Origin of the sequence: Pseudanabaena sp. Chao 1811 (genome assembly GCF_027942295.1) — a bacterium.
In the GTDB taxonomy this organism is placed as follows: Bacteria; Cyanobacteriota; Cyanobacteriia; order Pseudanabaenales; family Pseudanabaenaceae; genus Pseudanabaena.
Window position 1 is genome coordinate 103,382 of the sequence record NZ_CP101416.1, and the last position, 26,966, is coordinate 130,347.

Annotated in this window: 23 protein-coding genes; 17 read left to right on the forward strand and 6 right to left on the reverse strand. The window is 43.0% G+C overall.

Annotation, left to right across the window (positions count from 1 at the left end; translation table 11 throughout):
- The first annotated feature begins 110 nt into the window (after window positions 1-110).
- From NMG48_RS00425 to NMG48_RS00450, 6 genes are all read left to right on the forward strand, one after another.
- Window positions 111-2,132: an ABC transporter ATP-binding/substrate-binding protein gene (locus NMG48_RS00425; protein WP_271253520.1), complete on the forward strand. Its 2,022-nt coding sequence runs from the start codon at window positions 111-113 to the stop codon at window positions 2,130-2,132.
- 13 nt (window positions 2,133-2,145) lie between these two features.
- Window positions 2,146-4,317: a molybdopterin oxidoreductase family protein gene (locus tag NMG48_RS00430; protein WP_271253521.1), complete on the forward strand. Its 2,172-nt coding sequence runs from the start codon at window positions 2,146-2,148 to the stop codon at window positions 4,315-4,317.
- 100 nt (window positions 4,318-4,417) lie between these two features.
- Window positions 4,418-4,753 (forward strand): type II toxin-antitoxin system RelE/ParE family toxin, encoded by a 336-nt coding sequence (locus NMG48_RS00435; RefSeq protein WP_271253522.1) that lies wholly within the window; start codon window positions 4,418-4,420, stop codon window positions 4,751-4,753.
- Complete coding sequence (locus NMG48_RS00440) at window positions 4,746-5,861, forward strand: helix-turn-helix domain-containing protein (protein ID WP_271253523.1); 1,116 nt, start codon at window positions 4,746-4,748, stop codon at window positions 5,859-5,861. The genes NMG48_RS00435 and NMG48_RS00440 overlap by 8 nt, the downstream gene beginning before the upstream one ends.
- Window positions 5,862-5,876: 15 nt before the next feature.
- Window positions 5,877-6,785 carry a nucleotidyltransferase domain-containing protein gene (locus NMG48_RS00445; RefSeq protein WP_271253524.1) on the forward strand — a complete coding sequence of 303 codons (909 nt, stop codon included), beginning with the start codon at window positions 5,877-5,879 and terminating at the stop codon, window positions 6,783-6,785.
- 1 nt (window position 6,786) lies between these two features.
- On the forward strand, window positions 6,787-6,975 hold the full coding sequence (locus tag NMG48_RS00450) for a Cap15 family CBASS effector (RefSeq protein WP_271253525.1): 189 nt from the start codon (window positions 6,787-6,789) through the stop codon (window positions 6,973-6,975).
- A 24-nt stretch (window positions 6,976-6,999) separates the two neighbouring features.
- Here NMG48_RS00450 and NMG48_RS00455 read toward each other — a convergent pair whose 3' ends face one another.
- Complete coding sequence (locus NMG48_RS00455) at window positions 7,000-8,142, reverse strand: transposase (protein ID WP_271252192.1); 1,143 nt, start codon at window positions 8,140-8,142, stop codon at window positions 7,000-7,002.
- Window positions 8,143-8,308: 166 nt separating this feature from the next.
- Between NMG48_RS00455 and NMG48_RS00460 the strand changes: the two genes are divergently transcribed.
- The gene (locus NMG48_RS00460; protein ID WP_441339200.1) at window positions 8,309-8,692 is read left to right on the forward strand and encodes a hypothetical protein; all 384 of its coding nucleotides are present in this window, start codon (window positions 8,309-8,311) and stop codon (window positions 8,690-8,692) included.
- 212 nt (window positions 8,693-8,904) lie between these two features.
- Here NMG48_RS00460 and NMG48_RS00465 read toward each other — a convergent pair whose 3' ends face one another.
- Window positions 8,905-9,456 carry an RNA 2'-phosphotransferase gene (locus NMG48_RS00465; protein WP_271253526.1) on the reverse strand — a complete coding sequence of 184 codons (552 nt, stop codon included), beginning with the start codon at window positions 9,454-9,456 and terminating at the stop codon, window positions 8,905-8,907.
- An 86-nt stretch (window positions 9,457-9,542) separates the two neighbouring features.
- On the opposite strand from NMG48_RS00465, the gene larE reads away from it, so the two are divergent.
- From larE to NMG48_RS00495, 6 genes are all read left to right on the forward strand, one after another.
- On the forward strand, window positions 9,543-10,376 hold the full coding sequence (gene larE / locus NMG48_RS00470; protein WP_271253527.1) for an ATP-dependent sacrificial sulfur transferase LarE: 834 nt from the start codon (window positions 9,543-9,545) through the stop codon (window positions 10,374-10,376).
- A 947-nt stretch (window positions 10,377-11,323) separates the two neighbouring features.
- Complete coding sequence (locus NMG48_RS00475) at window positions 11,324-12,460, forward strand: septal ring lytic transglycosylase RlpA family protein (protein WP_271253528.1); 1,137 nt, start codon at window positions 11,324-11,326, stop codon at window positions 12,458-12,460.
- Window positions 12,461-12,728: 268 nt separating this feature from the next.
- Entirely contained in the window at window positions 12,729-14,303 is a 1,575-nt protein-coding gene (locus NMG48_RS00480; protein WP_271253529.1) for a bifunctional pantoate--beta-alanine ligase/(d)CMP kinase, read from the forward strand.
- Complete coding sequence (locus NMG48_RS00485) at window positions 14,300-14,893, forward strand: LptA/OstA family protein (RefSeq protein ID WP_271253530.1); 594 nt, start codon at window positions 14,300-14,302, stop codon at window positions 14,891-14,893. Before NMG48_RS00480 ends, NMG48_RS00485 begins: the two co-directional genes overlap by 4 nt.
- A gap of 121 nt (window positions 14,894-15,014) precedes the next feature.
- Window positions 15,015-15,743, forward strand: coding sequence for an LPS export ABC transporter ATP-binding protein (gene lptB / locus NMG48_RS00490; RefSeq protein WP_271253531.1), 729 nt, complete (start codon window positions 15,015-15,017; stop codon window positions 15,741-15,743).
- Window positions 15,744-15,826: 83 nt separating this feature from the next.
- Window positions 15,827-17,014, forward strand: coding sequence for an LptF/LptG family permease (locus NMG48_RS00495; protein WP_126386114.1), 1,188 nt, complete (start codon window positions 15,827-15,829; stop codon window positions 17,012-17,014).
- A 26-nt stretch (window positions 17,015-17,040) separates the two neighbouring features.
- Here the strand turns inward: NMG48_RS00495 and NMG48_RS00500 are convergent, their stop codons facing one another.
- Both NMG48_RS00500 and NMG48_RS00505 read right to left on the reverse strand, forming a co-directional pair.
- A complete protein-coding gene (locus NMG48_RS00500; RefSeq protein ID WP_271253532.1) occupies window positions 17,041-17,622 on the reverse strand; it encodes a Uma2 family endonuclease in 582 nt (193 codons plus the stop codon).
- A 126-nt stretch (window positions 17,623-17,748) separates the two neighbouring features.
- On the reverse strand, window positions 17,749-18,384 hold the full coding sequence (locus NMG48_RS00505) for a hypothetical protein (protein ID WP_271253533.1): 636 nt from the start codon (window positions 18,382-18,384) through the stop codon (window positions 17,749-17,751).
- A gap of 234 nt (window positions 18,385-18,618) precedes the next feature.
- Between NMG48_RS00505 and NMG48_RS00510 the strand changes: the two genes are divergently transcribed.
- From NMG48_RS00510 to NMG48_RS00525, 4 genes are all read left to right on the forward strand, one after another.
- Window positions 18,619-21,294, forward strand: a complete 2,676-nt coding sequence (locus tag NMG48_RS00510) for a GAF domain-containing protein (protein WP_271253534.1) — start codon at window positions 18,619-18,621, stop codon at window positions 21,292-21,294.
- 84 nt (window positions 21,295-21,378) lie between these two features.
- Window positions 21,379-23,019, forward strand: a complete 1,641-nt coding sequence (locus NMG48_RS00515) for a protein kinase domain-containing protein (RefSeq protein ID WP_271253535.1) — start codon at window positions 21,379-21,381, stop codon at window positions 23,017-23,019.
- Window positions 23,020-23,283: 264 nt separating this feature from the next.
- Window positions 23,284-23,712: a hypothetical protein gene (locus NMG48_RS00520; RefSeq protein WP_271253536.1), complete on the forward strand. Its 429-nt coding sequence runs from the start codon at window positions 23,284-23,286 to the stop codon at window positions 23,710-23,712.
- 103 nt (window positions 23,713-23,815) lie between these two features.
- Window positions 23,816-24,286 carry a Spy/CpxP family protein refolding chaperone gene (locus NMG48_RS00525; protein ID WP_271253537.1) on the forward strand — a complete coding sequence of 157 codons (471 nt, stop codon included), beginning with the start codon at window positions 23,816-23,818 and terminating at the stop codon, window positions 24,284-24,286.
- A 197-nt stretch (window positions 24,287-24,483) separates the two neighbouring features.
- On the opposite strand, the gene radC is transcribed toward NMG48_RS00525, so the two are convergent.
- Window positions 24,484-25,218, reverse strand: coding sequence for a RadC family protein (gene radC / locus NMG48_RS00530; protein ID WP_126386107.1), 735 nt, complete (start codon window positions 25,216-25,218; stop codon window positions 24,484-24,486).
- Between the two features lie 77 nt (window positions 25,219-25,295).
- Window positions 25,296-26,948 carry a hypothetical protein gene (locus NMG48_RS00535; RefSeq protein WP_271253538.1) on the reverse strand — a complete coding sequence of 551 codons (1,653 nt, stop codon included), beginning with the start codon at window positions 26,946-26,948 and terminating at the stop codon, window positions 25,296-25,298.
- Window positions 26,949-26,966 lie beyond the last annotated feature (18 nt).

Genomic DNA, 26,966 nt, shown 5'->3' on the forward strand with positions numbered 1-26,966 from the left:
CGAATTACGAATTACAAATTAAGAAATTCCTAGATATCACTTTCTAATTCGTAAGTCGTAATTTGTAAATACTAGATCCTAAATTCGTAATTCTAAATTCGTAATTGATTATGTCCAAATTCCTAGAAATCGATCACGTTAGTCGTGTTTTTAAAACCAACAAAGGGCAACCCTATGTTGCGGTCAAAGATGTTTACTTTGAGATGAAGGAAGGTGAATTTGTCTCAATCATTGGACATTCAGGTTGCGGTAAATCAACAGTTCTAAATATCCTTTCGGGGTTAGATCGTGCTAGTGCAGGTGGTATTGTCCTAGAAGGGCGTGAAGTACGTGAACCAGGACCCGATCGCATGTTGGTATTCCAAAACCATTCACTGTTGCCTTGGTTAACGGTACGTCAGAATATTGGCTTGGCGGTAAATCGGGTGCTAAGGGATTTACCTAAAGAGGAACGCCGCCGCATTATTCAAGAAAATATTGACTTAGTGGGCTTGAGTCATGCTGCGGATAAGTACCCTAGAGAAATTTCGGGTGGGATGAAGCAAAGGGTAGGTATTGCGCGCGCATTATCGATTAAGCCGAAAATCTTGCTATTAGATGAACCTTTTGGCGCATTGGATGCCTTAACTAGAGGTCGATTACAAGAAAAATTAATGCAGATTTGCGATGAGCATAAAATCTCGGCAGTAATGATTACCCATGATGTTGATGAAGCTTTACTTCTGAGCGATCGCATTGTGATGATGACTAATGGTCCCGAAGCGAAAATTGGTCAAGTCCTCACCGTTGATCTGCCCCATCCCCGCAAAAAACTAGAAGCTGTCAATCATCCCAACTATTACCGTCTCAGAGGCGAAGTTGTTAGCTTCCTCGATCGCCAGAAACAAATCAAAATTGAACGGGCTAAGAACAAGAGCAATGCGGCGATCAGTCTTGGCAATATCGAGAAAACAAATCTCACCATTGGCTACATTCCCCTCACCGACTGCGCTCCCTTTGCGATCGCCCAAGAGAAAGGACTATTTGCCAAATATGGTTTAGATGTCACTCTTTCTAAAGAAAATAGCTGGAATGATCTTGCGGAAGGAATTCGTGAAGGTCGCCTCGACGCAGCCCAAATGGTAACGGGAATGCCTCTCGCAATTACTCTGGGTATGGGTAATCAAATCCCTGTGCCAGTCGTGACATCCTTAACCATGAGTCGGAATGGTAATGCCATTACTCTCAGCAAGAGACTCCAAAACGAAGGGGTACATGATCTTGCTTCTTTAAAAGCTTACATTGATAAATTTCAAGATGAGGCCTATAACCCTGCAATGGGCATGGTACATCACGCATCCATGCACAATCTATTGCTAAGGCATTGGTTAGCTAGTGGAGGCATGGAACCAGATACAGATGTGGATGTAATCGTGATTCCACCACCGCAGATGGTTTCTAACCTGATGGCAAACAATATCATTGGTTACTGCGTCGGCGAACCTTGGAACGTGCGGGCAGTGAATGATAACGTTGGCTTTGTCGTGGCAACTGACCTCGATATATGGCGTGGACATCCCGAAAAAGTACTAGGACTTCGCAAGGATTGGGCGGAGCAATATCCTAATACCCATCTTGCTGTAGTCAAGGCTTTACTAGAAGCATCTCAGTTCTGTGAACCCTTAGAAAATCGTGATGAAGTAGTACTGACGTTATCACAACCACAGTATCTCAATCTTGATCCGACCTATATCCGCCCTGGATTTGCAGGGCCTTATCGGGTCAGTACGATGGCAGCAAAGTATGATCAGGACTTCTGCCAGTTTGGTATGGGCAATATGCCTTCTCGCAAAGAGCATCTCTGGGTATTAACACAAATGGCGCGTTGGGGCTTAGTCAGTTTCCCTGAGAACTATGCGGAAGTAATCTATAACTTGCTAGCAACCAATGTCTATCAACAGGCTGCCAAGGAATTAGAAATAGAGATCGCTGATGAGGATCGCTCACCAATTGCTTTAGCCGATGGCTCTGTATTTGATCCCAATGATCCGATCACAGCATTGCAATCCATGCCATATTCACGATTTACTGAAGCTAGCTACTTTGATCCCGTTAAAGGTTTCGCCACCAAAAAAGTAGCTGTTCGTCAATAGCTCAACATCATCTATGTCTGCAACTACTCCTTCTAATGCCAATGCCACACCACAAATCGCCAAAACCCTCTGTCCCTATTGTGGTGTCGGCTGCGGTTTAGAAGTCGTGGAGACGGGCAAAGAACCAACGCTAAAATTTCCCGATCGCTTTAAAGTTCGAGGCGATCGCAGTCATCCTTCTAGTCAAGGTATGGTCTGCGTCAAGGGTGCAACGATCGCCGAGTCTATCCAAAAGGATCGACTGCTGCACCCAATGATGCGAGATCGCCTTGATCAAGAATTTCGCCAAGTCAGTTGGGATGAAGCTCTTGAAGCGATTACTAATCAGATTCAGCAAGTGCTGGCAACCAAAGGCGCAGATGCTCTCTGTATGTATGGTTCAGGACAATTCCAGACTGAAGACTATTACATTGCCCAGAAATTATTTAAAGGCTGTTTAGGAACTAATAATTTTGATGCCAACTCCAGACTCTGTATGTCTTCCGCAGTTTCGGGCTATGTCAAAAGTTTTGGTTCCGATGGACCTCCTTGCTGCTACGAAGATTTGGATTTAACGGATTGTTTATTTGCGATCGGCACAAATACCGCCGAATGCCATCCAATTATCTTCAATCGCTTTCGTCGCCATCATAAAAAAAATCCCCATGTCAAGCTAATTGTCGTTGATCCTCGTCGTACTCAAACCGCCGAAGTCGCCGACCTACATCTAGCGATTCAACCAGGAACAGATATCGATTTATTAAATGGCATCGCTCATTTGCTATTACTTTGGGATAAATGCGATCGCCAATTTATCGAAAATCACACCACAGGTTTTGCGGAATTCGCAGAAATCACTCAACTCTATACTCCCGAATTTGTCTCGCGTCGCTGTGGGATTAGCATCGAAGATTTAGAACTTGCCGCTAAATATTGGGCAGAATCGCAACGAGTTCTCTCCATTTGGTCAATGGGTGTCAATCAATCTACTCAAGGTACTGCTAAAGTCCAATGTATTATCAATCTGCATTTATTAACTGCTCAGATTGGGAAAGAAGGTGCAGGTCCCTTTTCACTAACGGGTCAACCCAATGCGATGGGGGGAAGAGAGGCAGGTGGTTTAGCCCATTTACTCCCCGGTTATCGCTCCGTTGTTAACCCTGACCATCGTGCCGAACTCGAATCATTTTGGAACTTGCCATCTGGACATATTTCGCCTCAAGTTGGACGCACAGCATGGGATATGATTCGTGGTTTAGAAGCTAATGAAGTAGATTTCCTCTGGATTGCGGCGACAAATCCTGCTGTCAGCTTTCCTGATCTCGTGCGAACCAAAGCGGCTTTAAGGCGATCGCCTTTCACCGTCTACCAAGATGCCTATTACCCCACAGAAACCTCCGCCTTTGCCCATATTCTCCTCCCTGCCACACAATGGAGCGAAAAGACTGGCACGATGACTAATTCCGAACGCTGTATCACCCTCTGTCAAGCTTTTCAGCCCCCCCTCGGTGAGTCCCGTGCAGATTGGGAAATATTTGCGGAAGTCGGACGGAGATTAGGTTTTGCAGATAAATTTCCATTCCAAAATTCTGCCGAGGTCTATGCAGAATTCACACAGATTACTCGCGATCGCCCCTGCGATATCACAGGGCTTAGTCATGCCAAGCTCTCTGAACTTGGCGTAATCCAATGGCCGAATCCTGACCATGCAACTGAACTGGATCGCAAGCATAACAAGCGTCTCTATACCGATCATCAATTTCATACTAGCGATCGCAGAGCTAGATTTGGTAGCTATCATTCTCAAGGTGTCTTTGAAGTTCCCGATGAGCAATATCCATTCATTCTCACCACTGGGAGACTATACGGGCATTGGCATACGCAAACCCGCACAGGACGCATCGATAAGATTCGGCAAATGTATCCCAATCCCTTTATCGAAATTCATCCAAAAGATGCTGCAAAATTCGGTATTAATAATGGCGATCTCGTAGAAGTTAAATCGCGTCGTGGTTCTTCTAAATTTCCTGCACTGGTGACAGAAGCGATCGCACGAGGTGTATTATTCGTCCCGATGCACTGGGGAACGCTCTGGGCAGATAATGCTGAAGCCAATGCCCTCACCCATCCCGAAGCCTGTCCCGACTCTAAGCAGCCAGAATTAAAGGCTTGTGCGGTAGCGATCGCTTTAGCTAGTGTGGATTAATCCTAGTTGATCATAATGCAGATTTTATTGGTTAAATCTAGCTTGGCTAAAAAATTGTGTTAACCTTATGGGTGAATAATATTAACTAAGTCCTGTTATAATGGACATTGTATTCAAAAATAAAAAAATCGATAAGTTGTGCAATAACCAAAAACTTTTAGTCAAAGAATTTGGTGCAGATAGAGCTAAACGCATTCGCCGCCGACTTGATGATCTTCGAGCCGTTGCGGTGCTAGAAGATATGCGAAGCTTTCCAGGGCGTTGTCATGAGTTACTTTATGACCGTTCGGGGCAATTGTCGCTCGATCTCGATCATCCTTATCGACTTATCTTTGAGCCATTTCACGATCCATTACCTCAAAAGCCTGATGGTGGAATTGACTGGACGAAGATTACCTCGGTAACAATTATTGGAATAGAGGACACCCATGATTAGCACAGTTAAAAATCCCAAAAATCAATATTTACCAGATTATGTTTCTCCTCCTGGTGAAACTTTAATGGAACTATTAGAAGATCGTGGTATGACTCAGACCGACCTAGCTGATCGTACTGGTAGACCAAAGAAGACAATCAATGAAATTATTAATGGTAAGGCGGCGATTACCCATGATACAGCTTTGCAGCTAGAGAGGGTCTTAGGTATACCTGCTAGTTTTTGGAACAGTCGAGAGCAGCACTATCGTGAGTTCTTGGCACGTCAGCAAGAGCAGGAACATTTACAACAACAGATTGCTTGGCTTGATCGCGTTCCTGTCAATGAAATGGTAAAACTCAGTTGGATCGAAAAACGAAAAGAGAAGGTTGAGCAGTTACAGATTGTCTTGAATTTTTTTGGTGTGGTTTCCCCTGAGCAGTGGGATACCTATTGGAGTTCGCGATCGCTTGCTTTTCGTAAGTCTGTCAAGTTCGAGGATAATCGAGTTGCCACAAATGCTTGGTTGAGAAAGGGTGAACTTGATGCTCAAAAGATTGAATGCGCTCCTTATCATACGGAAAAGTTTAAGCAGGCATTACAGGAAATCCGTAGCTTGACGGTGCAGCACCCCAAAGAAGTAATTGCTCAGGTGAAGCAGTTATGCGCCTCGGCTGGTGTGGCAATCGCTTTAGTCCCATCACTGAAAGGTGTGAGGGCTAGTGGTGTGACTCGTTGGCTAACACCCAGTAAGGCGATGATTCAACTCAGTTTGCGCTACAAACGGGATGATCGCTTTTGGTTTACGTTCTTTCATGAGGCGGGTCATGTGCTTCAGGAGAAGAAGCGCGATGTTTTTATTGAAACGGATGAGAAGCAGGATTATGACCCGAACGATCCAATGGAGCAGGATGCTGATAAGTTTGCCGCAAATTTTCTAATCCCAAAGCAGGATTTACAAAGGTTTCTGAATGAGAATACATTTGACGATCAGGCGATCGCTAAGTTTGCCTCAGAGATTGGTATTGCTGCTGGGATTGTTGTTGGTCGGTTGCACCATGAAGATTGCTTGTCCTATAAGCGAGGCAATAATTTGCGGCGAAAGATTGACTGGGATGATTTTCAGTAAAGGAGGCATGAAAACATGGGTATTCCAGAAGCACAACTAGAAATATGGGCAAAATATCAACAACCTCAAGCCGCAGTAAATACGCATGAGTCTATTAGACTTGCACTAAACAGCAAAAACTCACCACTCAAACTTAGAGAACTCTCGCAAGGTAATCACTTTGAGATTTACTTGCAAGGATCTTACAAAAATAGTACAAACATTCGTGCTGATAGTGACGTTGATGTTGTTGTGCAACTAAATACAACTTTCTGTAGTAATAAATCAGAATTACCCCCACTAGATCGGATAATTTACAGCAGTACATTTAGTGATGCCACATACTCATGGAACGATTTTCGGAATGATATACTAAACGCCTTGCAATCTTATTACAGTATTTCTAATGTGGTTTCAGGCAATAAGTCGATTAAGCTTGTTAAAGGCAGTAATCGTCTTGCTGCTGACATAGTTCCATGTATTCAGTATCGAAACTATAGGCAATTTAAAAGTAGTAGTGAGGCTTTCATCGAAGGGATGACGCTGTATACACAAAACGAGTGGCGAAAGGTTATTAATTATCCCAAACATCACTATCAAAATGGAATAAACAAACATACCGCAACCAACAAATGTTTCAAACCAATGGTTCGGATCTTCAAAAATGCCAGAAATATTCTTAAAAATGCAAGAATTATTTCCGATAACTGCGCCCCTTCTTATTTTATTGAATGTCTACTCTATAATGTTCCTGATAAGTGTTTTAGGGCAAGTTATCAGGAAAACTATCTTGCAATTCTTACTTATCTATTTGAGTACTCGATCAATTCATTTGTATGTCAAAACAGACAGATTTATCTATTTGGTAATACACCTGAGCAGTGGTCAACACAAAATGCTTTTCTTTTAATGAAAGGCTATCTGGAATTATGGAAGGCATGGTAATATGCACGCATATGCGACGGATGCAAAGGATAGAGAATCAATTCCCTTATGGTTAGCAGCATTTGCTGTTGCTGCTGCATTGGCTCTTAGTTCTGTTCTAAAACTCCTAAAATGGGAAGTTCCTTGGTGGGTGGATGCCCCATCTGTGATGGGATTTTATGGTTTTTTCTATTATTTTTTCGATAACTGAGATCTTGCAGCATTCGTGAAAGAGTCAAGTGGGAATGGGTTTGAGAATAATTTCAAAGCCATGACGAGCAGCAATATCGGCACTAATTTGAAGATACCTGAGAAGTTTCAACCAAAGGACAGAAGGGAATAAAACAGAAAGGGTTAAATCACAGGTAGCTTTCCAGTCCAAGATGGGAGGAAACGACCATTGATCAATCCAATGAGCCAAAAGATAAGAAAGCAGAGAGAGGATAAGCCAACGATAAACGCCAAGTTTTGTAGATTGCCCAAAACAATGCAAACCAAAGCGATGTTTGATGGTTTTGAAGAATCCCTCAATCGCCCAACGCTTACGACCTAACATCACCAGATAAGCGCCAGAATAAGGATGAGAAGAGACCACAAAGCGTAACTCCCGTTTACTATCGGCTCTTTTGAGCCAGAACCAAGAGATCGTCAAAGGCGTACTTAGCCCTTCCAGTAAAATTAGTTGTCCACGTTTGCCATGGGGATAAAGTTGTTTGACGGTACGTCCATCTTGAAGTTTACGATTGTTGCGGACACCGACAACGATGCGCCAAGACTTGGCGCGGACAGCATTGAAAAACTTCACCGTACTAAACTCAGTATCAGCAAGGACAATCACAGTCTTGCCTTGGGTTAGTTGCTTGGGTACTGTCCCCAATAACTTACAAGCTAAGTCAGAGGGACTGGAGTATCCTTTGCCGCGCCATACTCTAAAACTCCATGGTACGCGCCACTCTCCATAGACCAGATACAGTACAACCAGATGTAGTCCTCGCTTTCCGTTGAGGATTCTCACCCATGGGTCTGGTTCGTTTGGGGTGGGATTGCTCAAATGTAAAAACTTGCCGCTTTTTTCTAAGGTGGTCAGGTCTATCAGTATCTTTAATGGCACTCTCTTCGATGGGCGATGCTTGGCGATTTGCCCCAAAATTGACAGCCTTGTTGCTCGAATTAGTCCTCTTGTTGACCAGTTATAGTGATTGAGAAATCGGCTTAATGCACTCGCTGATTTTACCTGTGTATGTTCTGGATAGGGATGCCCTTGCGCTTCCAGAAATAGCCCTAATATTGCATTCAGACTTGCTTTTTGATACACACTTGGCATCAGACAAATTAGGCTATACACTAAACCTTGGGCGTGCTTAACGATGCTTTCCATAATCGTTATTTAATTTACTACTACGCCCTTTTTTTCACATCTTTACTCTCTTTGCAACCCCTTTCCAGAATGGTGCAAGTTCTCAGATAACTTTATCTGGTCATATCAATTAGGAAAATTTTCCTTTTCGAGTATTCCAAACTTAAAGGGAACTTGGGTAGGTGTAATTCATTCTTCTTATAATGATACTGATTATGATGGAATTGTCTTATATGTTCATCAAACATGGTCAAGTGTCAGTGTGCAGTTACAGACAATGACTTCTAGCTCACGTTCAACAATGGCATCCATCAATACTCTAGATTCCTCCGAATCAACTTTAAAGTATGAGTACATGAACGAACCAACTGCAAGAAGCTTGCAAACTATGTCAATTCATCGAGGAACTGCCAATATGAGACTTTCCCCTGATGGACTTTCTTTGGAAGGAGACTATTTCACAGGAAGAGGGCGACAAACTTTTGGAGATATGAGATTTAAATTGATGTCTCGTGATCGAATCACTAGAGATAAAGCTTTAGAAAAATATAGCAAATCGGTTACACCATAACTAAAGGACATAGCATAGATTTAATCTTTCAGTTAACTATGAGTATAATTTGGCTTGCTAAGCGATCGCACTGTATTAGCAATAAAAGGCTATCGCTAGATTTAAAGGCTTGTGTGGTAGCTTTACAATCCATCCATCTGATAAGGAATTTAGGGATACAGGCTTAAAAGTTGTATCAAAATCAGGTTTTTATGCTGTCGTGATAACGAAACCTATTTGCTAACTATTTGTAAATACTCAGGTGGAACGTGATCGACTAACCACACTTGATTAGCGGAACAATAGAAAATAGATCCTGCCTTGTACATCGCCGCCGCATCAACCTCAAATACCACAGGCTTACCATGTCTCTGCCCCACCATTTTCGCAGTTAGCAAATCCATCGATAAATGGACATGATGACGCGACATTTTCTGTAAACCGAAACGTCTAATTGCTTCTACATTCTTTTCCGCAGTTCCGTGATACAGCACATCAGGGGGCAGCATTGGCTCCAGTTGCAAATCCACTTCCACACTATGCCCTTGGTTAGCCCGAATCAAAGTTCCCGTTGGATCAAAGGAAAAACGTTGCTTAGCATTAGTCACGACAACTTCCTCTAATTCCTCATGACTGATGACGAAGTTGTGCTTAGCACTAGCCGCTAGCAAATCATCGACCTTCACCCAACCACCAACATCGAGACTCAAACCAATTTTTGCTGGCTCATGGCGCAGATATTTACTGAGAAACTTGCTAATTGAGGTATTCCGTGACTTGTCCATGATTTCTCGTCAAATAACAACGATTCCAAATAAAGATGCCAAAGGGCAGATGCCACAATATTAAACAATAAGTATCCAGAGTTTTTATGTTAAATGCCACCCTATCCGACAAGCTCGATCGCTTACGTCACATTTTTAATGAAGCCACCGAAGTCCTTGTTGCTTACTCTGGCGGCATCGACAGTACCCTTGTTGCCAAAGTTGCCTTTGATGTTTTAGGCGATCGAGCCTTAGCGATTACCGCTAACTCACCGTCATTATTACCTGCTGACCTCGCCGCCGCCACCGTCCAAGCCGAATTTATTGGCATCAGCCATCAAATCGTCCAAACCGATGAGATGAATAATCCTAATTACACCTCTAATCCAATTAATCGTTGTTATTTTTGCAAAAGCGAACTCCATGACACACTCAAACCCCTCGCCAAAACGATGGGCTATGGCTATGTCGTCGATGGCTTAAATGCTGATGATTTGCAGGATTATCGTCCGGGGATTCAGGCAGCAAAGGAACGCGGCGTGCGATCGCCTCTTGCCGAAGTAGGCATTAGCAAAATAGAAGTACGCATGTTATCGCAATATTTAGGAATGCCTTGGTGGGACAAGCCTTCACAGCCATGCCTAAGTTCGCGATTCCCCTATGGTGAAGAGATTACAATTGAGAAATTACGGCGTGTGGGCAATGCCGAACAGTATTTGCGCGATCAGGGCTGGAAAGGCGACATTAGAGTGCGCTCAATGGGAGATACCGCCAAAATCGAAGTCCCTAGCGATCGCCTCAGTGAACTTATCAACACTATAGATATGTCCAAGCTCACCAAAGCCTTTCGAGCATATGGCTTTACCTCGATTACCTTGGATTTAGAGGGTTTCCGCAGTGGCAAACTCAATGATGCGATCGCTGAAATGACAAAGAAGTAGCAACATCTAAATACTAATCCCCTAAAGTGTGATGGGTAGTCCTAAATAGGTAAGGGATGGGCGGCGCTTCGCGCCACCCATCCCTTACCTATTTAGGTGGTGAAAGTTCAGGGAATTAAAACCCAGTCCCAGCAAGCCTTTAAGTTCAAGAAGCTGTATAGATATTTCTGGAATTGTGATAACAACTAGAGACATCACAGAGCCAAACTTCTGGATATTGGATCTATTTTCAGTGAATCAGATCACAATATTTTTGTTAAGTTAGGCGATTTTTTTAAGATCTATGATTAGAAATCCTTATACTTTAACTGTAAATGTTTTGCTTAGCTTTTTAGTTGTTGCCCCACAGTTCTAGATTTTTCTCGTCAAAAAATCTAGATTTAGCTGATTGCGAACATATTCAGCAAATTAATTCTAAATGGCTTCTATAAATTCAATTTTTGTATCTATCCTAAGGTTGATCTATTACTATTTCTGACATTTTATTTCCAAGATCATGTCTTCATCGGGCTTGTATAGACTCAAAAGTTAGTTGATCCCCTTAACAAACCTAATATTTTCTTGTATATTGCCCTCCTATGCATATAAAAAATTTTTGAGCGCAAAAACACCTATACCCAAAGGCATACTTTTATGGGGATCTTTTTGTGATTATTGGCACAAAGTTCCATTTTTATAAAGAATTCTAATGAGAAAGAAGCAAAATTTTGATTTTTATTGAGAAAGAAGAGCTTAAAAGCTTGACTGACAAGGGTTTGAGCCGCAAACTATTGTCATTTTAAATAACCATGTTAATCTGAACGACAAGAACAAAAACGTTAGTACTTTGTTCCCAAATTGCAAAAACATTTTTCTGAATTAAGCTTGTCAGTAAGTCGCATACAAGCTTATTCAAGAAAGTATCCACTTGTAATTTCAGTCGTTTATCTTCATATTCTGCTTTACCTATGCTTAATTGGAACTGGAGCTATACTCTCTCTACCTCAGTCGTAGCTCTTGCTATCATCTCAAGTCTCGCTAGCCATGGCGCACAGGCACAAACAGGAACTCAATCAGAAGTCAAAGCTACTGATACATCTACCTCCTTGCCACAATCTAATACTCTCAAAATCGGGGAAACCAGATCGCAATCGTTAACCAGAACTCAAAATGAGGCGATCGCCAAAATATATACGCACAAATTGAATGGCAAAAATGCCGCAACCGTATATGTTCGAGGCATTCCTGTAGTTACTTATATTGAATCTGAGAATCCATCTAATTCAGAGTCATCAAAACCATCCATAGATCAGACTGACGAATCAAACTTATCTAAGAACAAAAGCGAAGTTAAGGGCGAAACCAAAAAGAATGCTGAGTTAATTAAGTTGCCATCTAATGAGTTTCAGAACTCTAAGACTGAGTCTAGTAATTCTACTAAATCAGTAAAGTCAACAAACGATAACCCTGAGTATCTCCTCACCTCTCCTAACCCCATCGAGCGTGCCACTGCCGCCGCTGCTATGATTAACCAACTTAATCGCGATGGGTTAGATGCAAGTCAGATTATTCCCGCTTGGAAAAATGGTGATTATGTAATCAAGTTTGGCGATCGCGCTACTTTGAAATTTGATCAACAAGCCCTTTTCCCTGATTCTCAACAAAACAAGTCTGAAGATGTTTTGGAATCAGCCAATTTACTGCGACGCTTGCTTGGTGGCGCAACCCCTGTTTCCGAAGTTGTCAATGCTCCTAAATCTGGAGTTGCGACAAGATCTGTTTTCAGCCAGACCATAAACAATCGTATCGTGGGAGTCATGTCTGGCATGGCTTCTTGGTATGGACCTGGATTTGATGGCAACTACAGTGCTAGTGGCGAATTGTTTAATGCTAGTGATCTAACTGCTGCCCATCCTAGTTTGCCTTTTGGCACTTTGGTGCGGGTTGTGAATATGGATAATGGTCAGTCGGTTGTGGTACGCATCAATGATCGTGGGCCCTATGCCCATGGTCGCGTAATTGATGTTTCTACTGCTGCCGCCAATATGATTGGCTTAATTTCTTCTGGCGTTGCACCAGTGAGACTCGAAGTTCTCTCTAGATAAAAATCTTAAATTGTGAAACCCTAAGCTAATCAACTGCATTGCTTAATTTTCACGGTTTACTAAAAGCATTCCAATCCATACAGCCTATTTAGGGTTTGTGTAATACAGATAAATTTTGAAAAAGCTTGCGAAGCAAGCTTTTTCAAAATTTATCTGAGTTTCGAGAAAGCGCAAAGCGCTGTAAATTAAAAATCACATGTAAAAAGCTATAGTCACTTCCTACAGGAGGCGGCTATGCTTTTTATGGTGGTTTCATTGAGGTGAGTACTTGACACAGATATTTAGTACGATCGCTTCTCTGCGCGATTATTTACATGCTCAGAAATCAAAACAATTGCTGGGGCAAGTTACCATAGGACTTGTACCAACAATGGGTGCTTTACATATTGGGCATTTGAGCCTGATTGATCGCGCTCGCACAGAAAATGCTTGTGTGGTTGTCAGCATTTTTGTAAATCCTCTCCAATTTGGCGTAGGTGAGGATTTTGAGAGATATCCAAGAACCTTAGACCAAGACTTACAAATCTGCGAAACCGCAGGAGTTGATGCAATTTTTGCGCCCAATGCTGTTGAAATGGGCGTAAACAATACCCAAGTGACTCAGGTAATCCCACCATTAGGAATGACCGATATTCTCTGTGGGCGATCGCGCATTGGACATTTTCAAGGTGTAGCCACCATCGTGACTAAGCTCTTAAATGTTGTTCAACCCGATCGAGCTTACTTTGGCAACAAAGATGGTCAGCAACTTGCCATTATTCGGCAACTGGTCAATGATTTAAATATACCTGTGGAAGTGATTGGCTGCCCAACGGTGCGTGAACCTAGTGGATTAGCCTATAGCTCTCGCAATCAATATTTATCAGCAAACGATCGCATTTTGGCGGCACATATTTATCAAAGTTTGCAACAAGCCAAACAGCAGTTTTTCCTATGCCATGAAATTTGTTCCGCATCACAAATCCTTGAAGTTGCCCATAATTATTTAGCCAAGCTACCTGAGATCAACCTAGAGTATATTGAATTAGTCGATGCTAAGACCTTGCAACCATGCAGTCAAATTACGTCTGAAGCAGAGTTAATGCTAGCGATCGCCGCTCGAATTGGAAATACACGCTTAATCGATAACATTTTGCTGAGCCACACAATCACCCCTCGAAAGCCGATCATTGCGATCGATGGTCCCGCAGGTGCGGGCAAATCTACGGTTACCAAACAAGTTGCCAACAAACTAGGTTTATTATTTTTAGACACGGGCGCAATGTATCGCAGTGTCACCCTAGCAGTATTACGTGAAGGCATTGACTTACGTGATCACGACAAAATTCAAGACATCGCCGCCAAATCAAAGATTCAACTATTTGCCAATCCGATCGCAGGGCAACCAATGCAGGTACTCCTCAATGGCGAAGATATCACTACCGAGATTCGCACCCCCGAAGTCACCGCTAATGTGTCTACCATCGCAGCTCAAGCCCCTGTGCGTGAAATTTTAGTCAAGCAACAGCAGCTCATTGGACAGTCTGGTGGGGTGGTAATGGAAGGTCGGGATATCGGAACCCATGTATTTCCCGATGCGGAAGTCAAGATATTTTTGACAGCCTCAGCCAAGGAACGTGCTAAACGTCGTCACGCTGATTTAATTGCCCAAGGTCAGGTTGCCCCCGATCTCGCGACTCTTGAGCAGGAAATTGCCGAACGCGATCGCAAAGACTCCACCCGTGATTCATCTCCGCTAGTTCAAGCCGAGGATGCAACTTTAGTTGACACAGATGGTCTAACCATAGAAGAAGTGGTCGCCGCTATTGTAAATTTGTATGAAGCCAAGGTGCAAAATCTATGAAGACATCAATCACTTCACTTTTTCAAGGGAAAGAAAAATTTCAAGGGAAAAAAGAAAAAGGAAAAACTAAGCGAACATTAGCAATTAGTAAGTTATTCCTAATTGTGTTGCCGCTTTTGGCGATCGCCACTAGCTCGTTGCCACCAACACAAGCCCAGTCGGTGAATACAGCACTCACTATCCGTGCCGATGTCCAAGAGGCTAACTCGATTACTGGCGTAGTCACAGCAACAGGCAATGTAAAAATGAGTTATCCTGCCCGACAGATCGATGCGATCGCCGAGCAAGCACAGTATTTTTCTAAGGAACAGCGCGTAGTTTTGACGGGCAATGTGATTGTCACGCAGGAAGGAGTCAATAGCATCAAAGCTCAAACCATTACCTATCTTGTCAGCGAAGGTAAATTTGTCGCTTCTCCCCCCAATAATCAGCAGGTAGAAACCATTTATGTTGTCCCAGATCGTGACGCAACCAGTACGCCTGCAACTTCTGCCTCCCCTGTCACCCAAATCAAACCTGCCTTTAAAAAGCAACAAGTCAGCCCACCAACTCTAGAAAATACGTCTGAGAAGTTACCAGCAAAACCATAAATGGTAAGACTTAAAGTTACAAGAAAGTTACAAGAATTTGATGATTCCCATAATTCAGTAATACTGAGGGGTGCGAATCTCCAACATCACTTCCAAAACATATGAGTAATGACATTGAGTAATGCAAATCACCCTTGACAACGTTAGTAAAAACTACAACGGTAGGCAAGTTGTTCAGCAAGTAAGCCTTACCGTCAAACAGGGAGAAATCGTTGGACTGCTGGGACCGAATGGTGCTGGCAAGACCACCTCGTTTTATATGGCGACAGGACTGGTACAACCTGATAGTGGCAGTGTATGGCTTGACCAGCGAGACATTACTCGCTTACCGATTCATCAAAGAGCTAGGCTAGGGATGGCATATCTGGCACAGGAAGCAACGATTTTTCGGCAGCTCTCGGTGCGAGACAATATCCTCTTAGTAATGCAGCAATCCCATGTACCAAAATCAAAACGCCCACACCGTCTACGCACTTTATTAGAAGAGTTTCGCTTGACCAAGATTGCAGATACAATGGGAATCCAAGTGTCTGGGGGAGAACGTCGCCGCACAGAAATTGCTAGGGCTTTGGCTGTTGGCGAAGAGGGACCAAAATTTATTTTGCTGGATGAGCCTTTTGCGGGGATTGACCCGATCGCTGTTAGCGAAATTCAGACCATTATTAGCAATTTGCGCGATCGCAATATGGGGGTTTTGATCACCGACCATAATGTTCGCGAAACACTGACAATTACGGATCGGGCTTATATCATGCGTGATGGTGAAGTATTTGCCGATGGTTCTAGCCGAGAATTAGCTAACGATCCCGATGTTCGCAAATACTATCTTGGCGAAAAATTTCATTTTTAATGATATTTTTCCATCCTCCATAGGGATGAAAAAATAAAATCGACCCAAAAACCTGTAATCTCGAATAGAGTCATAATTCAGAAATGGCAACCTTACAAACGACGCAGCCGAGGAAAAAAGTTACAAACGTGTCGCAGGGATGGCTACCGAAACTATCGATCATGGATCGTTACCTATTCACCCAGATGTTAACCCCATTTTTATTCGGGGTGGGGGCATTTTCCTCGGTGATTTTAGCGATCGGATCACTATTTGAACTAATCCGCCTGATCACAGATTCGGGACTAAGTATTTGGACAGCCTTCCAGATTTTTGGATACCAAGTCCCCGGATTCATGGTGTATTCGTTTCCAATGTCAATGTTACTCGCAACATTGCTCTCCTATAGCCGTATGTCTGGAGATGGCGAGACTACGGCTTTACGTAGCTGTGGAGTTAGTACCTATCGCCTAGTCTTACCTGCGTTGGTGCTAAGCCTATTTGTTACAGGAATGACCTATGTGTTTAATGAAGCGATCGTCCCTGCGGCAAACTGGCAGTCACGAAGTACCTTAAGAGCTGCCCTCAACCAAGAAAATCTTCAGTTTAAAAAGCAAGATATTATCTATCAACAATATGGGGAAGTGCCGCAAGAAGATGGCACAACTAGGCAGGGCTTAGTTCGTAGTTTTTATGCCCGTAACTTTGATGGCAAGGAAATGCGCGGGTTAACGGTTTTAGATTTTTCGCAAGGACAACTTCAGCAAATTTTATCTGCGGAGTCCGCAGTTTGGCTGCCCGATCAAAATGTCTGGAAATTTAGTAAAGGCACAACCTATCTAGTCGGAGCAGATGGCAACTATCGCAGTATTCTCCGCTTTGATGATCAAAACCTTAAACTTCCTCGCGCTCCCCTAGATTTAGCCCAAGAGCAACGCAGTACCGAAGAAATGAATATTAGCGATATTCGTCGCAATATTGAGTTGCTACAACAATCTGGCAATACCAAAGAGATCCGTAAGCTAGAGGTCAGACTGGAGCAAAAGTATGCACTGCCCTTTATCTGTGTCGTATTTGCGATCGTTGGGGCATCTTTGGGAATGCGCCCCCAACGTACTGGGGCAGCCCTTGGTTTTGGCTTGAGTGTGTTAATTATTTTTGGCTATTACTTACTGCTGTTTATCTGTGGCGCACTCGGACAAGTTGAGGTTCTCTCACCCCTCGCCGCCGCATGGATGCCAAATCTAATTGGCATGACGGCTGGATTTATTATTCTTGCTCGTGTCACATAATTTAGAAAATAAGCTTTGCTTATTTTCTAATCTTCAGGCTTTTCCTCAAATTGAATTTGTCGATATATATCGCTTACTGCTATTTCGACATTGACCGATTTAAGGAATAGCCGATCACCTATTCCATACTCAAAAAACACCCATTGCCCCTGATCATTACGCTGAAACACTTCCACAATTGGCTGTTCGACTTGCACTAAAACATACTCTTGCAAAGTCTCGAAACTGCGATATTGCGAAAACTTAAAGCCGCGATCAAATCCTTCGGTCGAAGGTGAGATAACTTCGATAATTAGACAAGGAAAACTAACTACTTGGGCATCGTAGCGATCGCGTTCATCGCAAGTAACCACAACATCAGGATAAAAATATTTGTGTCTTGGCTGTACCTGCACCTTAACATCAGCAATGTAAACTTCGCAGGAGCGATCAGCTAGTGCATTATCTAAGATTTTAGAAAAATTGAGTGAGACTCGATTATGGTTACGGCTACCGCCAGCCATAGCGATAACTTCACCATCACAAAATTCATGGCGCATTTCTTGGGTTGATTCCCAAGCGAGATATTCTTCATAGGTCATCAATAGGCGATCAGATAAATCAGCCATACTGCAAAGAGTTTATACAAATAATTTAAACTTGTTAGGATAAACGGCGCTTTGCACCGCCTATCCTAACAACTAGATCAATTTACAAAAACAAAAAAGCAGCACGAAATACTGCTTTTTTTGAGGTTATTTTTTCTTGGTGGATTTGCTTACGGGTACTTCCACGATCGCATTGTCAACTTCTGTCACAGACTCACTAGTAACTTCCGTGTCATCAGCTTCATTAGCATTAGTCTCACTTTCTACAGGTGCAGCAACTTCAGTCACAACTTCGGGAGCTTTAGCTTCGGAGTTGGGAGACTTGAGCGCTTCATCGAGGACTTGACGGGCATTCTCAGCTTGCGATCGCGCATCGAGAAACTTCATATTAAGCTGAGCAAAGTTTTTGAGGGTTTTAAAACCTTCCTTAATGCTATTGATTTGTTCCTCAGAGACAATTTCATCGCTAAACAAAATGTCAATTTGCGATCGCACCTGCATCGCATCAGAGCGCAATTCTTGAACCTTGATTTTGAGGGTTGCAAGATTATTGAGGATTTGTACAGCTTGGGTAATGGGATCTTCACGATCTTCAGACATGGAAAGTTCTCTCACTTCGATAAATTGGTCGGGACTAAAGCCATCGGCAAGATCGGTATCGAGTTTGCCTGAGTCCATTAATTCAATCAGTTCTGCCATTGCCTTGTCGCGTGCTTTTGGCGAATCTTTGCCAGCAACCGTCAAGACAACTTCAGGACTCTGGGCAAGCGTATAGCGCACCATATTTTTTAACTTAAAGTCGATTTGCAAACAAAATACGATCTTAACTTGTTTTTACAGTCAAAACTCGCATAGACAAGCCTTACGGCAAAAACAAAATCCGATCTAAAGTTACGCTTTGTGTCTCATGCGATCGCGAAATCAAGTTAGTTAAAATCCATTGTCTAGGTTAGGTATCAACTATCTGACCTTATCTAGAAAATGCTGGAATACTATCGAGGATAGTCGTTTGCAAACATGGATTCTACCCTCTTAGATCAAATTCGCCACCTATGCCGCGATCGCGCTGCCTATGAACGACTCAAAGCAATTTTGGTGCAGCAGGAACGTGTTCATCAACTGAGCTGGGAAGAACGATACAAAAAGCTCATGTCCGTGCCAGATACGGAAACGGAGACCGCCAATGCTTTTAGCAATATTATTGCTAGAGAAAAAGCACTCGCCCAACTTGCCGATGCCATTCAGCGATCGCCCTCCTTAGAGCTAGTTTTACAGGTAGCTGTCCAAGTCGCACAGAAACTCCTCCAAGTTGATCGAGTCGCCATTTTTCGCCGTTATCCCGATGGGCGTGGTGAGTTTGTTACTGATGCGATCGCCTCAGGGATGGTATCTATTGCAGATATGCCCGAAAGACAACTTCTATTAGCGCGGCATATGATTGATTCTATGCAAACGGAACAATCTCCCCAGATCGTTGACAGTATCCGTAGTTCGAGCTTATCTTCGCATATCATCACATTGCTTGAACAGATTGGCATATCCTCCTATACCGCAAACAAAATTTATGCAGGACATGACGCATGGGGGACATTAGTTGCTTTTCATGGCACTGCTTATCATGTTTGGTCAGAAAGCGATCGCACTTCTCTCTCCCTAGTTGCGGCTCAGATTGGGATTGCCATCTCTTTAGCCAATCTACGGCAACAGTCTCAAGCCTTAGCCGAAGATCTGGAAACTCTAAAAGTTGAACTAGATGGTTTACAAAAAACAGTTGCCGAAATTATCGAGAGTGAAACTCAACCGCTAATTGCTGAAGCGCCAAGTTCTTTAATCTCAAATATAGATGAACCGCTCGTCACGATGTTCTCCCAAGATGTAACGACAGAAGAGCTTGAGAATAACAGTGATGATTTAGAGGAGGATGATCAGAAAGATTTAGAAGAAGATCATTTTGAGCCTATTAGCCCATTAGAACATCTAGTAGATCAAGATTTGGACGAAGAGATTGGTGAATCAGAAGCAGATATCGAAGACGTAGAAGACATTGTTGATGAAGATGAGATTGTCGATTCTGAATATATTGCAATATCTCAGAATGGTCTGCCACGCTTATTTTTGATTCAGGATATCAAGCCATCATCAAATGAGGACTCTGGAGAACCTGAAGATATTGAAGATATTGAACCAGAAGAAGAAACTGCAAATACAGATGAGCAAGCAACGCTCATTTCTCATCCAGTTGAAGCAGAAGAGTTAACTAGAGATGAAGAATGCTTGGAGACTGTTCAAGAGAATACTACTGATACTGAAGAGACTCAAATAGCTGAAAGTGCATCAGAGTTCAGAAGAATTGAGACTGGAGAGGTAATTGTTCATGAGATCAAAGAAATCAATGAACCTGAAGAGGTAATTGTTAACGAGGCTAAAGAAATCAATGAATCTGAAGAGACTATTGAAACAGAAAATATATCTAAATCTGAGACAGAGGAGTCTCAATGCGAAGAGATAATTGTTAACGAGGCTGAAACCACAGATGAGCCTGAAAAGCAACCTGAAGAGGAGATAACTGTTGTTAAATCTGAAGAAGTAAGTGAGAAGGAATCTGAAGTTTTAGAAACCTTTGAGATCAAGAGTCTTGACGCAGAGAAAATAGTTGAGCCAGAAATTCTAAATTTACCATCTCCTGCCAATGTTGAAATAGATTCCAATCAACAAGAAGCGATCGACCCAGAGCCATTGGAACCAATCACTAACGAATCACAACTAGTTGCAGAAGTCTCAGACCTAGAACCATTGGCTCTAGAAGCTCTAGTCGCACCAAGAGCCTTGGATGTAGAAAGTAAGGTAGATGACTCTGAGCAGGAGGCGATCGCAACAGAGCCATGCGAGACAAGCAGTAGTAAAGATCAGACTGAGTCAGATGCAAATTCTGAGATTGCAGCAACATCAGATGGATTAGCCCAACCTGAGCAGGAACCGATCGCCTCAGAAATTGAATTGGAATCTGAAGATGTTGCAGTAGATATTGCAGAAACTATAGAAACCAAAACTTCCTTATCTACGGAACTAGAAGCGACCGAATCTCCTGCGATAGAGTCAACAGAAAATATTGAGGAAGAATCGATTGCAGACAATATTGCCGAAAATAATACAGAACACGGAAATGAATCAACATCTGAGGTAGAAATTAGCACTCTAGCAATAGGACAGGAGAAGGAAGAAATAAAAGATGTAGATGAGAGACCAGAAGAGTTAGCTCCATCAGATCAAGAGAAACTTTCTCAAGCGGATTTAGAAACCTCAAGACCTGATATTTACGACGAAGAGCGCGACCCTGCCATAGAACCGCAATTTATGGAAACGATTTTAGCGATCGCAGGTAATGACAGTAAGGGCATCAATTTCTTGTTAAATGTAATTGATAGCTATTTAGAAGAAACTCCAAAGCTGGTGCAAGCCATTGACAAGGCAATCGCCCTCAATGATCATCCACGCCTATTGCAAATATTGAATACATTGCGCTCAAGTAGTGACTATATCGGTGCATTGCCCCTATCCTATCAATGTCGCCAGCTTGAATCGGCGGTGAGAGCTAATTATGTGGTGTTGATTTATGCTTGCCTATCACAGGTAGCGATCGAAGCTCAAAGGGCTACTGAAGCATTAAGAATCGAGCGATCGCGCTATGTTTAGGCATAGACATTATCAATCAAATATAGCTCTGGTGCTTTAGGGCAAAGCATTGTAAGGTTGCATTGTGGACTCATACAAAACTGCATGATTGATACTGTAATTAGTCAGCGATATCAAATCATCCAAAACCTTGGCAGTGGAGGGTTTGGACAAACATTTTTAGCTAAAGACCTGCAACTACCCGATCATCCCAAATGTGTAGTCAAACGCTTAAAACCTGCAACTAGCGATGCCAATATCTTGCAAATTGCGAGTCGTCTTTTTGAGTCAGAAGCGCGAATTCTACACAAGTTAGGCAGTCATGATCGCATTCCGCGATTGCTGGCTCATTTTGAAGAAGCCCATGAATTTTATCTAGTCCAAGAGTTAATTGATGGCTATGAACTGACCAATGAATTAATCGCCACAGAACGCTCGGAAGATGGTTATCCTGTGGGGCGAATGAATGAAGCACAGGCGATCGCTTTTTTATTAGATGTACTAGAAATTTTAGTTTTTGTACATCAACAGGGAGCTATTCATCGTGATATTAAACCTGCGAATTTAATGCGGCGGCGATCCGATGGCAAATTAGTTCTGATTGATTTTGGGGCAGTCAAACAAGTGGAGACGGCAACGGTGATCGCTTCGACGGTGGCGATTGGCACTGATGGCTATATGCCCAACGAGCAAGCGATCGGCAAGCCCCGCCCCTGTAGCGATCTCTATGCCGTAGGAGTAATCGCGATCCAAGGTTTGACAGGAGTTCCCCCCAGTTTATTGTCAGAAGACATGGAGACAGGTGAACTGGCATGGCGACAATCTCCCCCCTATGCAGCGACAAAATATCGCACCCAGATTAGTGATGAGTTGGCGAGAGTAATCACCAAACTCGTAAAATATGACTTTCGCGATCGCTACCAGTCTGCTGCCGAAGCATTAGCAGATATCCAAAATTTGTATATACCAATCGCACCAACCATTCTATCTAAACCTATTCAAATCAGTACTTCAACAAATACTCAAGATTTAACGGCGATCGCGAGGTTGAGCGATGAGGTGAAACCAACCGTTGCCCCCAGAGATCATCTGCCATCCAAGCCCAAAAATTGGCTAGTAATTGGGGCGATCGCCTTAGTATCAGGAATTATGGCTACGGGTGCAGTTATCTTCTTCCGTCCATCACCTACCCCAAAAAGTGAAGTCAATATCAGTGCTATTTCCCCTAGTCCCCAATATTTGTTTTTGTCAGAACGGGAGATTGCCGATCAGGATTTGATCAATAAGAGTGCATTTGAGCTAGACATCATGCGTAATGAAGTGTTTGCGAGGTATGGTCGTCGCTTTCAAGATCCTGAATTGCAAGCCTATTTTAGTAAACAGCCTTGGTATAACCCCACATACCAACCCAACCAATTTCCTGAAGATCTCCTAACACCGATTGAGATCAAGAATGTTACATATATTCGTGATTTTCAAGCTCGTAACAGTCGAAATGTAAACTTATCAAATCCTAGCTCTAATAATCTCCAAGAAGCTAAGTGTGACTATAGTAAACGCATAATTTCTGACCCCAACCCACCCATTAATGTCCGCACAGGTGCAGGCAAAGACTATGCGATCGTGGGGACTCTCGATAATGGCATACAAATCACGGTTAAGGTTGAAAAGCAAGGCTGGCTACAAATTTCTACTCCAATCGAAGGTTGGGTTGCTGCCAATCGCACCAAGCCTCTATGTCTTTAAAGCCCGATTTTCATTTTTCCTAAGGCAAAAGGAGGGGCGGTGCTTTGCGCCGCCCCTCCTTACCTATTTAGCAAAATGAAAATTCCTATACGCCTGAGTGCGAATCGCTGTAAAATTCAACTTAGTTAAAGATGTTAAGTAGTTCAGCATAGTTAAAATCTAAAATCAGAGCCTTGACCAACCGCTAGGCATGGGGCAAAGGCTTCTAGAATTTAAGGCTTAGCTACTTACCATCCTTTACTTGCCATTTACTACATTGATGTTGTGACAGAAATTTCTGATTGGAGCGATCTTGAAACTCAACTCCAAGAAACTAGAGAATCCTTAGAAGAAATCGAGCAACGCCTGCATCAGGTTCGTCGCGACCTGCAAGAAAAGCAGGAACTGCAAGCACAACAGGAACAAATCAGATCGCAAATTCAAGAAATTGCTGGAGATCGCCCTCGGAGAAATAAGAATTCCAAAATTCGCCGCAAGCCGAACTCAAGTACTGGACAGTCGCTATCAAATCCTCTCCAAGAATCTCTACAGCAACAACTCCAGCAAATTAGCGATCGCCTCGAACAAATCGAAGCGGATCTAGAAAGTCGGCTGATTTCATGGAGCAGTTTACATGAATCTTTCTGGCAAGTCGTTCGTTTTGTCGGCATCGGCATAGTTATCGGCGTAATTTTAAGAGGTTGTGCTGGCTAAATTACGCACAGGGCTTTTTTAAATTTCTTTTGAACCTTTTGATCACCACGCTTGTCCAAACCCTCGTACAGATAATTAAGCCTTCCAGAAAGGGGAAAAACAAATGTTTCGTGATATCAAAAAAGTTTTAGCGATCACCTGTGTAAGTATGGCAGTTGGCGCAGCAACAATTCCTAGCATTGTTTCGGCACAAGATTCTACTCAAAGCCCAACTACAACCAGTACCGCAAAACGCAAGCCTCATCAAGGTGAAGGCTGGAAAAAGCTAAACTTGACCGATGCTCAGAAAGCCCAAATCAAGACCATTCATGAGAATGCCAAAACGCGCCGTCAAAGTGTATTCACTCCTGAACAACGCGCAATTATGGAACAAGCTCGTCAGTCTGGCGATCGCAAGGGTGTCCGTAAGTCGCTGAACCTAACCGATGCTCAAAAGCAACAGTTAAAAGCGATCATGCAAGATACCAAGTCACAAGTACAGAGTGTATTGACTCCTGAACAGAAGCAACAACTTGAACAAATGCAGCAACAACGGAAAGAGCGCCGCAATGCAAGACAAGGAACTCCTCGCTAGTTGTTTCTGATTTATCGTGCTTTAGAGCTTATTTGAGAAGTATCCTATTTAGCATAAATTTCTGCTTTTACCCCCCCCTTAATCCCCCCTTACAAAGGGGGGAAACTCAAATTCTCCCCCTTTGTAAGGGGGAGTTAGAGGGGGTAAAAACTCTCAAACATTCTATAGAGAAAGGCGGCGCATTGCGCCGCCTTTCTCTATTCTGATTGTGGAACTTCTTTCCATAATGTCGAAAGTTCACGAATACTAGAAAAGGTTCCATTGCCTAAAATTAAATGATCTAAGAGAGGAAGACTCAACATTCTTGCTGCTTCCAGTAATTGGCGCGTGAGCTTGATATCTTCAGGACTTGGTGTTGTATTGCCCGATGGATGATTGTGCGCCACGATGAGCCTGACTGCACCACTTTTTAAAACCTCGCGGAAAATATCACGGGGATGGGCAAGCGTTTCTGTTGCCGTACCAATCGTGATGATCCGTTGGGCGATGATCCGATTTTTGTTGTCGAGCATGACTACTGCTAGACGCTCTTGGGGTTGCCACATCAGATCTTGGCTAAGGGCAGCAGCCGCGATCGCAGGTTCCGTAACTTCAGTTAAATCAGGTAACTTCGCATAAAGGGCGCGTTTACCCAATTCGATCGCTGCCAAAATTGCCGTTGCTTTAGCAGGACCTACCCCCTCAATTTGCATCAATTCCTCTGGAGACACAGTTTGCAACGCTGCCACAGGATCACTATTCCGATCTTTACCGATGGTTTGCAGGATTAGCTGTCCTAGCCCCACAGCAGAGAGTTTGCCTGCCCCCTGTCCTGTACCTAAGAGAATGGCGATTAATTCGGCATTGGATAGACTGCGAACTCCCTGACTGAGCAATCTCTCGCGGGGGCGATCACTTTCAGCCATATCTACTATCCGCAGAGAATAAGTCATTTAAAGTCCCACCCAGAAACTATAAAAATCTTGCCCAATTATTGTTGAAAATGTTGCAAAGCAACATTTTCATATTTTTAAGAACTCCAGAAATAAGCGCAGAGATATTCCGTTAAAGTTACTACTGGTAAGCCCACTCTTTGAGCATCAAAACTAGAAATTTGTGGTTGTAAAATAGCCTTACATTGAGGCAAAAACTTCTGTTTATCTAGAGTCTTGGTCTTCAACTGTTTTAGTTGGTTTACTACATTAGGACTCACATTAGCGATTACCGACTCCGCTCTTTGCTGGATTTCTACCCATTTGCTAATTTGCACTAATTCCGCACGATAGGTTTTGAGGTACTTTTGAGCATCCGCATATAGTAGAGAGTCTGTCGGAACCTCTTCCAATAGTTGGATCGCTTGTTGTCGCTTTTCTTGGGCAGATTTCCAGATCGTGGACTTGTGCGGTGGATTTTGGACTAACTTCGCGGCTTCAACTGTACCACTGCGAGCCGACTCCAATTTCTTATTAGCCCCTTGTTCCAGATTCAGTTTGCGATCAAAATCTTCGAGTTTTGCCCGCAAAGTGGTTAGCTCGGTCTGAGCATCGGTGTACAACGAAGCAGGGCGATCGGGAATACTCTCCAATTGAGAAATATTAGCCTGCAACTGATTACGAGTTTCCGCAAGGGATTCTAGTTTTGTAACAGTTTTAGGATTGAGATTTTGACTATTCAAGTCACGGGCATCCGCGATATATTTTTGCTGAACTGAACGATCCCATAATAACCAACCACAAATCCCCAAGATGCCGATCGCTACTACGGCAAAAGCTCCTGACAGAAGCAAAGAATTTTTACTGGGAGAAGCTGATTTTTTGGGATCAGGTTGGATTTCGGAATTATCATCAACCTTAAAGTTGCGTCGGGTAGGAGGCAATGGTGGTGGTGGCAATGGCATAGGCATCGCCAAGGTTGTTTGATCTAAACTAAGGTCATCATCGTTCCAAGCATTTTTATCTATAGGAGTAGGCGATCGATGATTAGACGATGGGCTACTTAATTCAAAGGGATCTGGCTCAAGATGATCTGCGTCTAGACTATCTAAGTCAAAGCTATTTTGCTTTTGCTGGAGATTATTTATTTCAAACCCACTTAAATCTAAATCACCGAAATCAAAGTTCTCAGACTTACCATTACCATTTTTGTGATTGCTGGTGTGATTGCCAGTGTGGTTACTAGAGTTATTATCACCAGTTTTTAGGGATGCTCTTCTGAGGTCATTTTCGATGCTTTGCTTAAAGCTATCAAAGGTATCAGGATTCAAATCAAAACTATCAGTCTGGATTTCAGTTTCATTGCTTTCCATCGGGAAGTTTAAACTCCCTAGCTCCGCAATTTCGCTTAGGTCTTCTAAATCTTCAAGGTCAAGCTCAATCAATGGCAAGGGCGGTTTAATATCACCTGTCTTTTGCCATTCAGGATGTTTCGCGCCAGCCAGTCTGCCATAGAGAACAAAACTACTTGCTCCCTCGATCGCCATCTTATCAATACGGCTTTTCACAATATCATAGAGAGATGCGTAGTCAATCTTATCTCCCTCAGCTCTGGTGATCAGAACATGTAGCTGAGATTCCTTGCGGCGGATTTGGGTTTTTACCTTATAGTTTTGAAGGTCTGCCTGTATCGCACTGAGAATGCTAGCCTCATCCATCTTGAGATCCTTACCCTTGCGTTTCGATCGCACATATTAAACGAAAAGCTA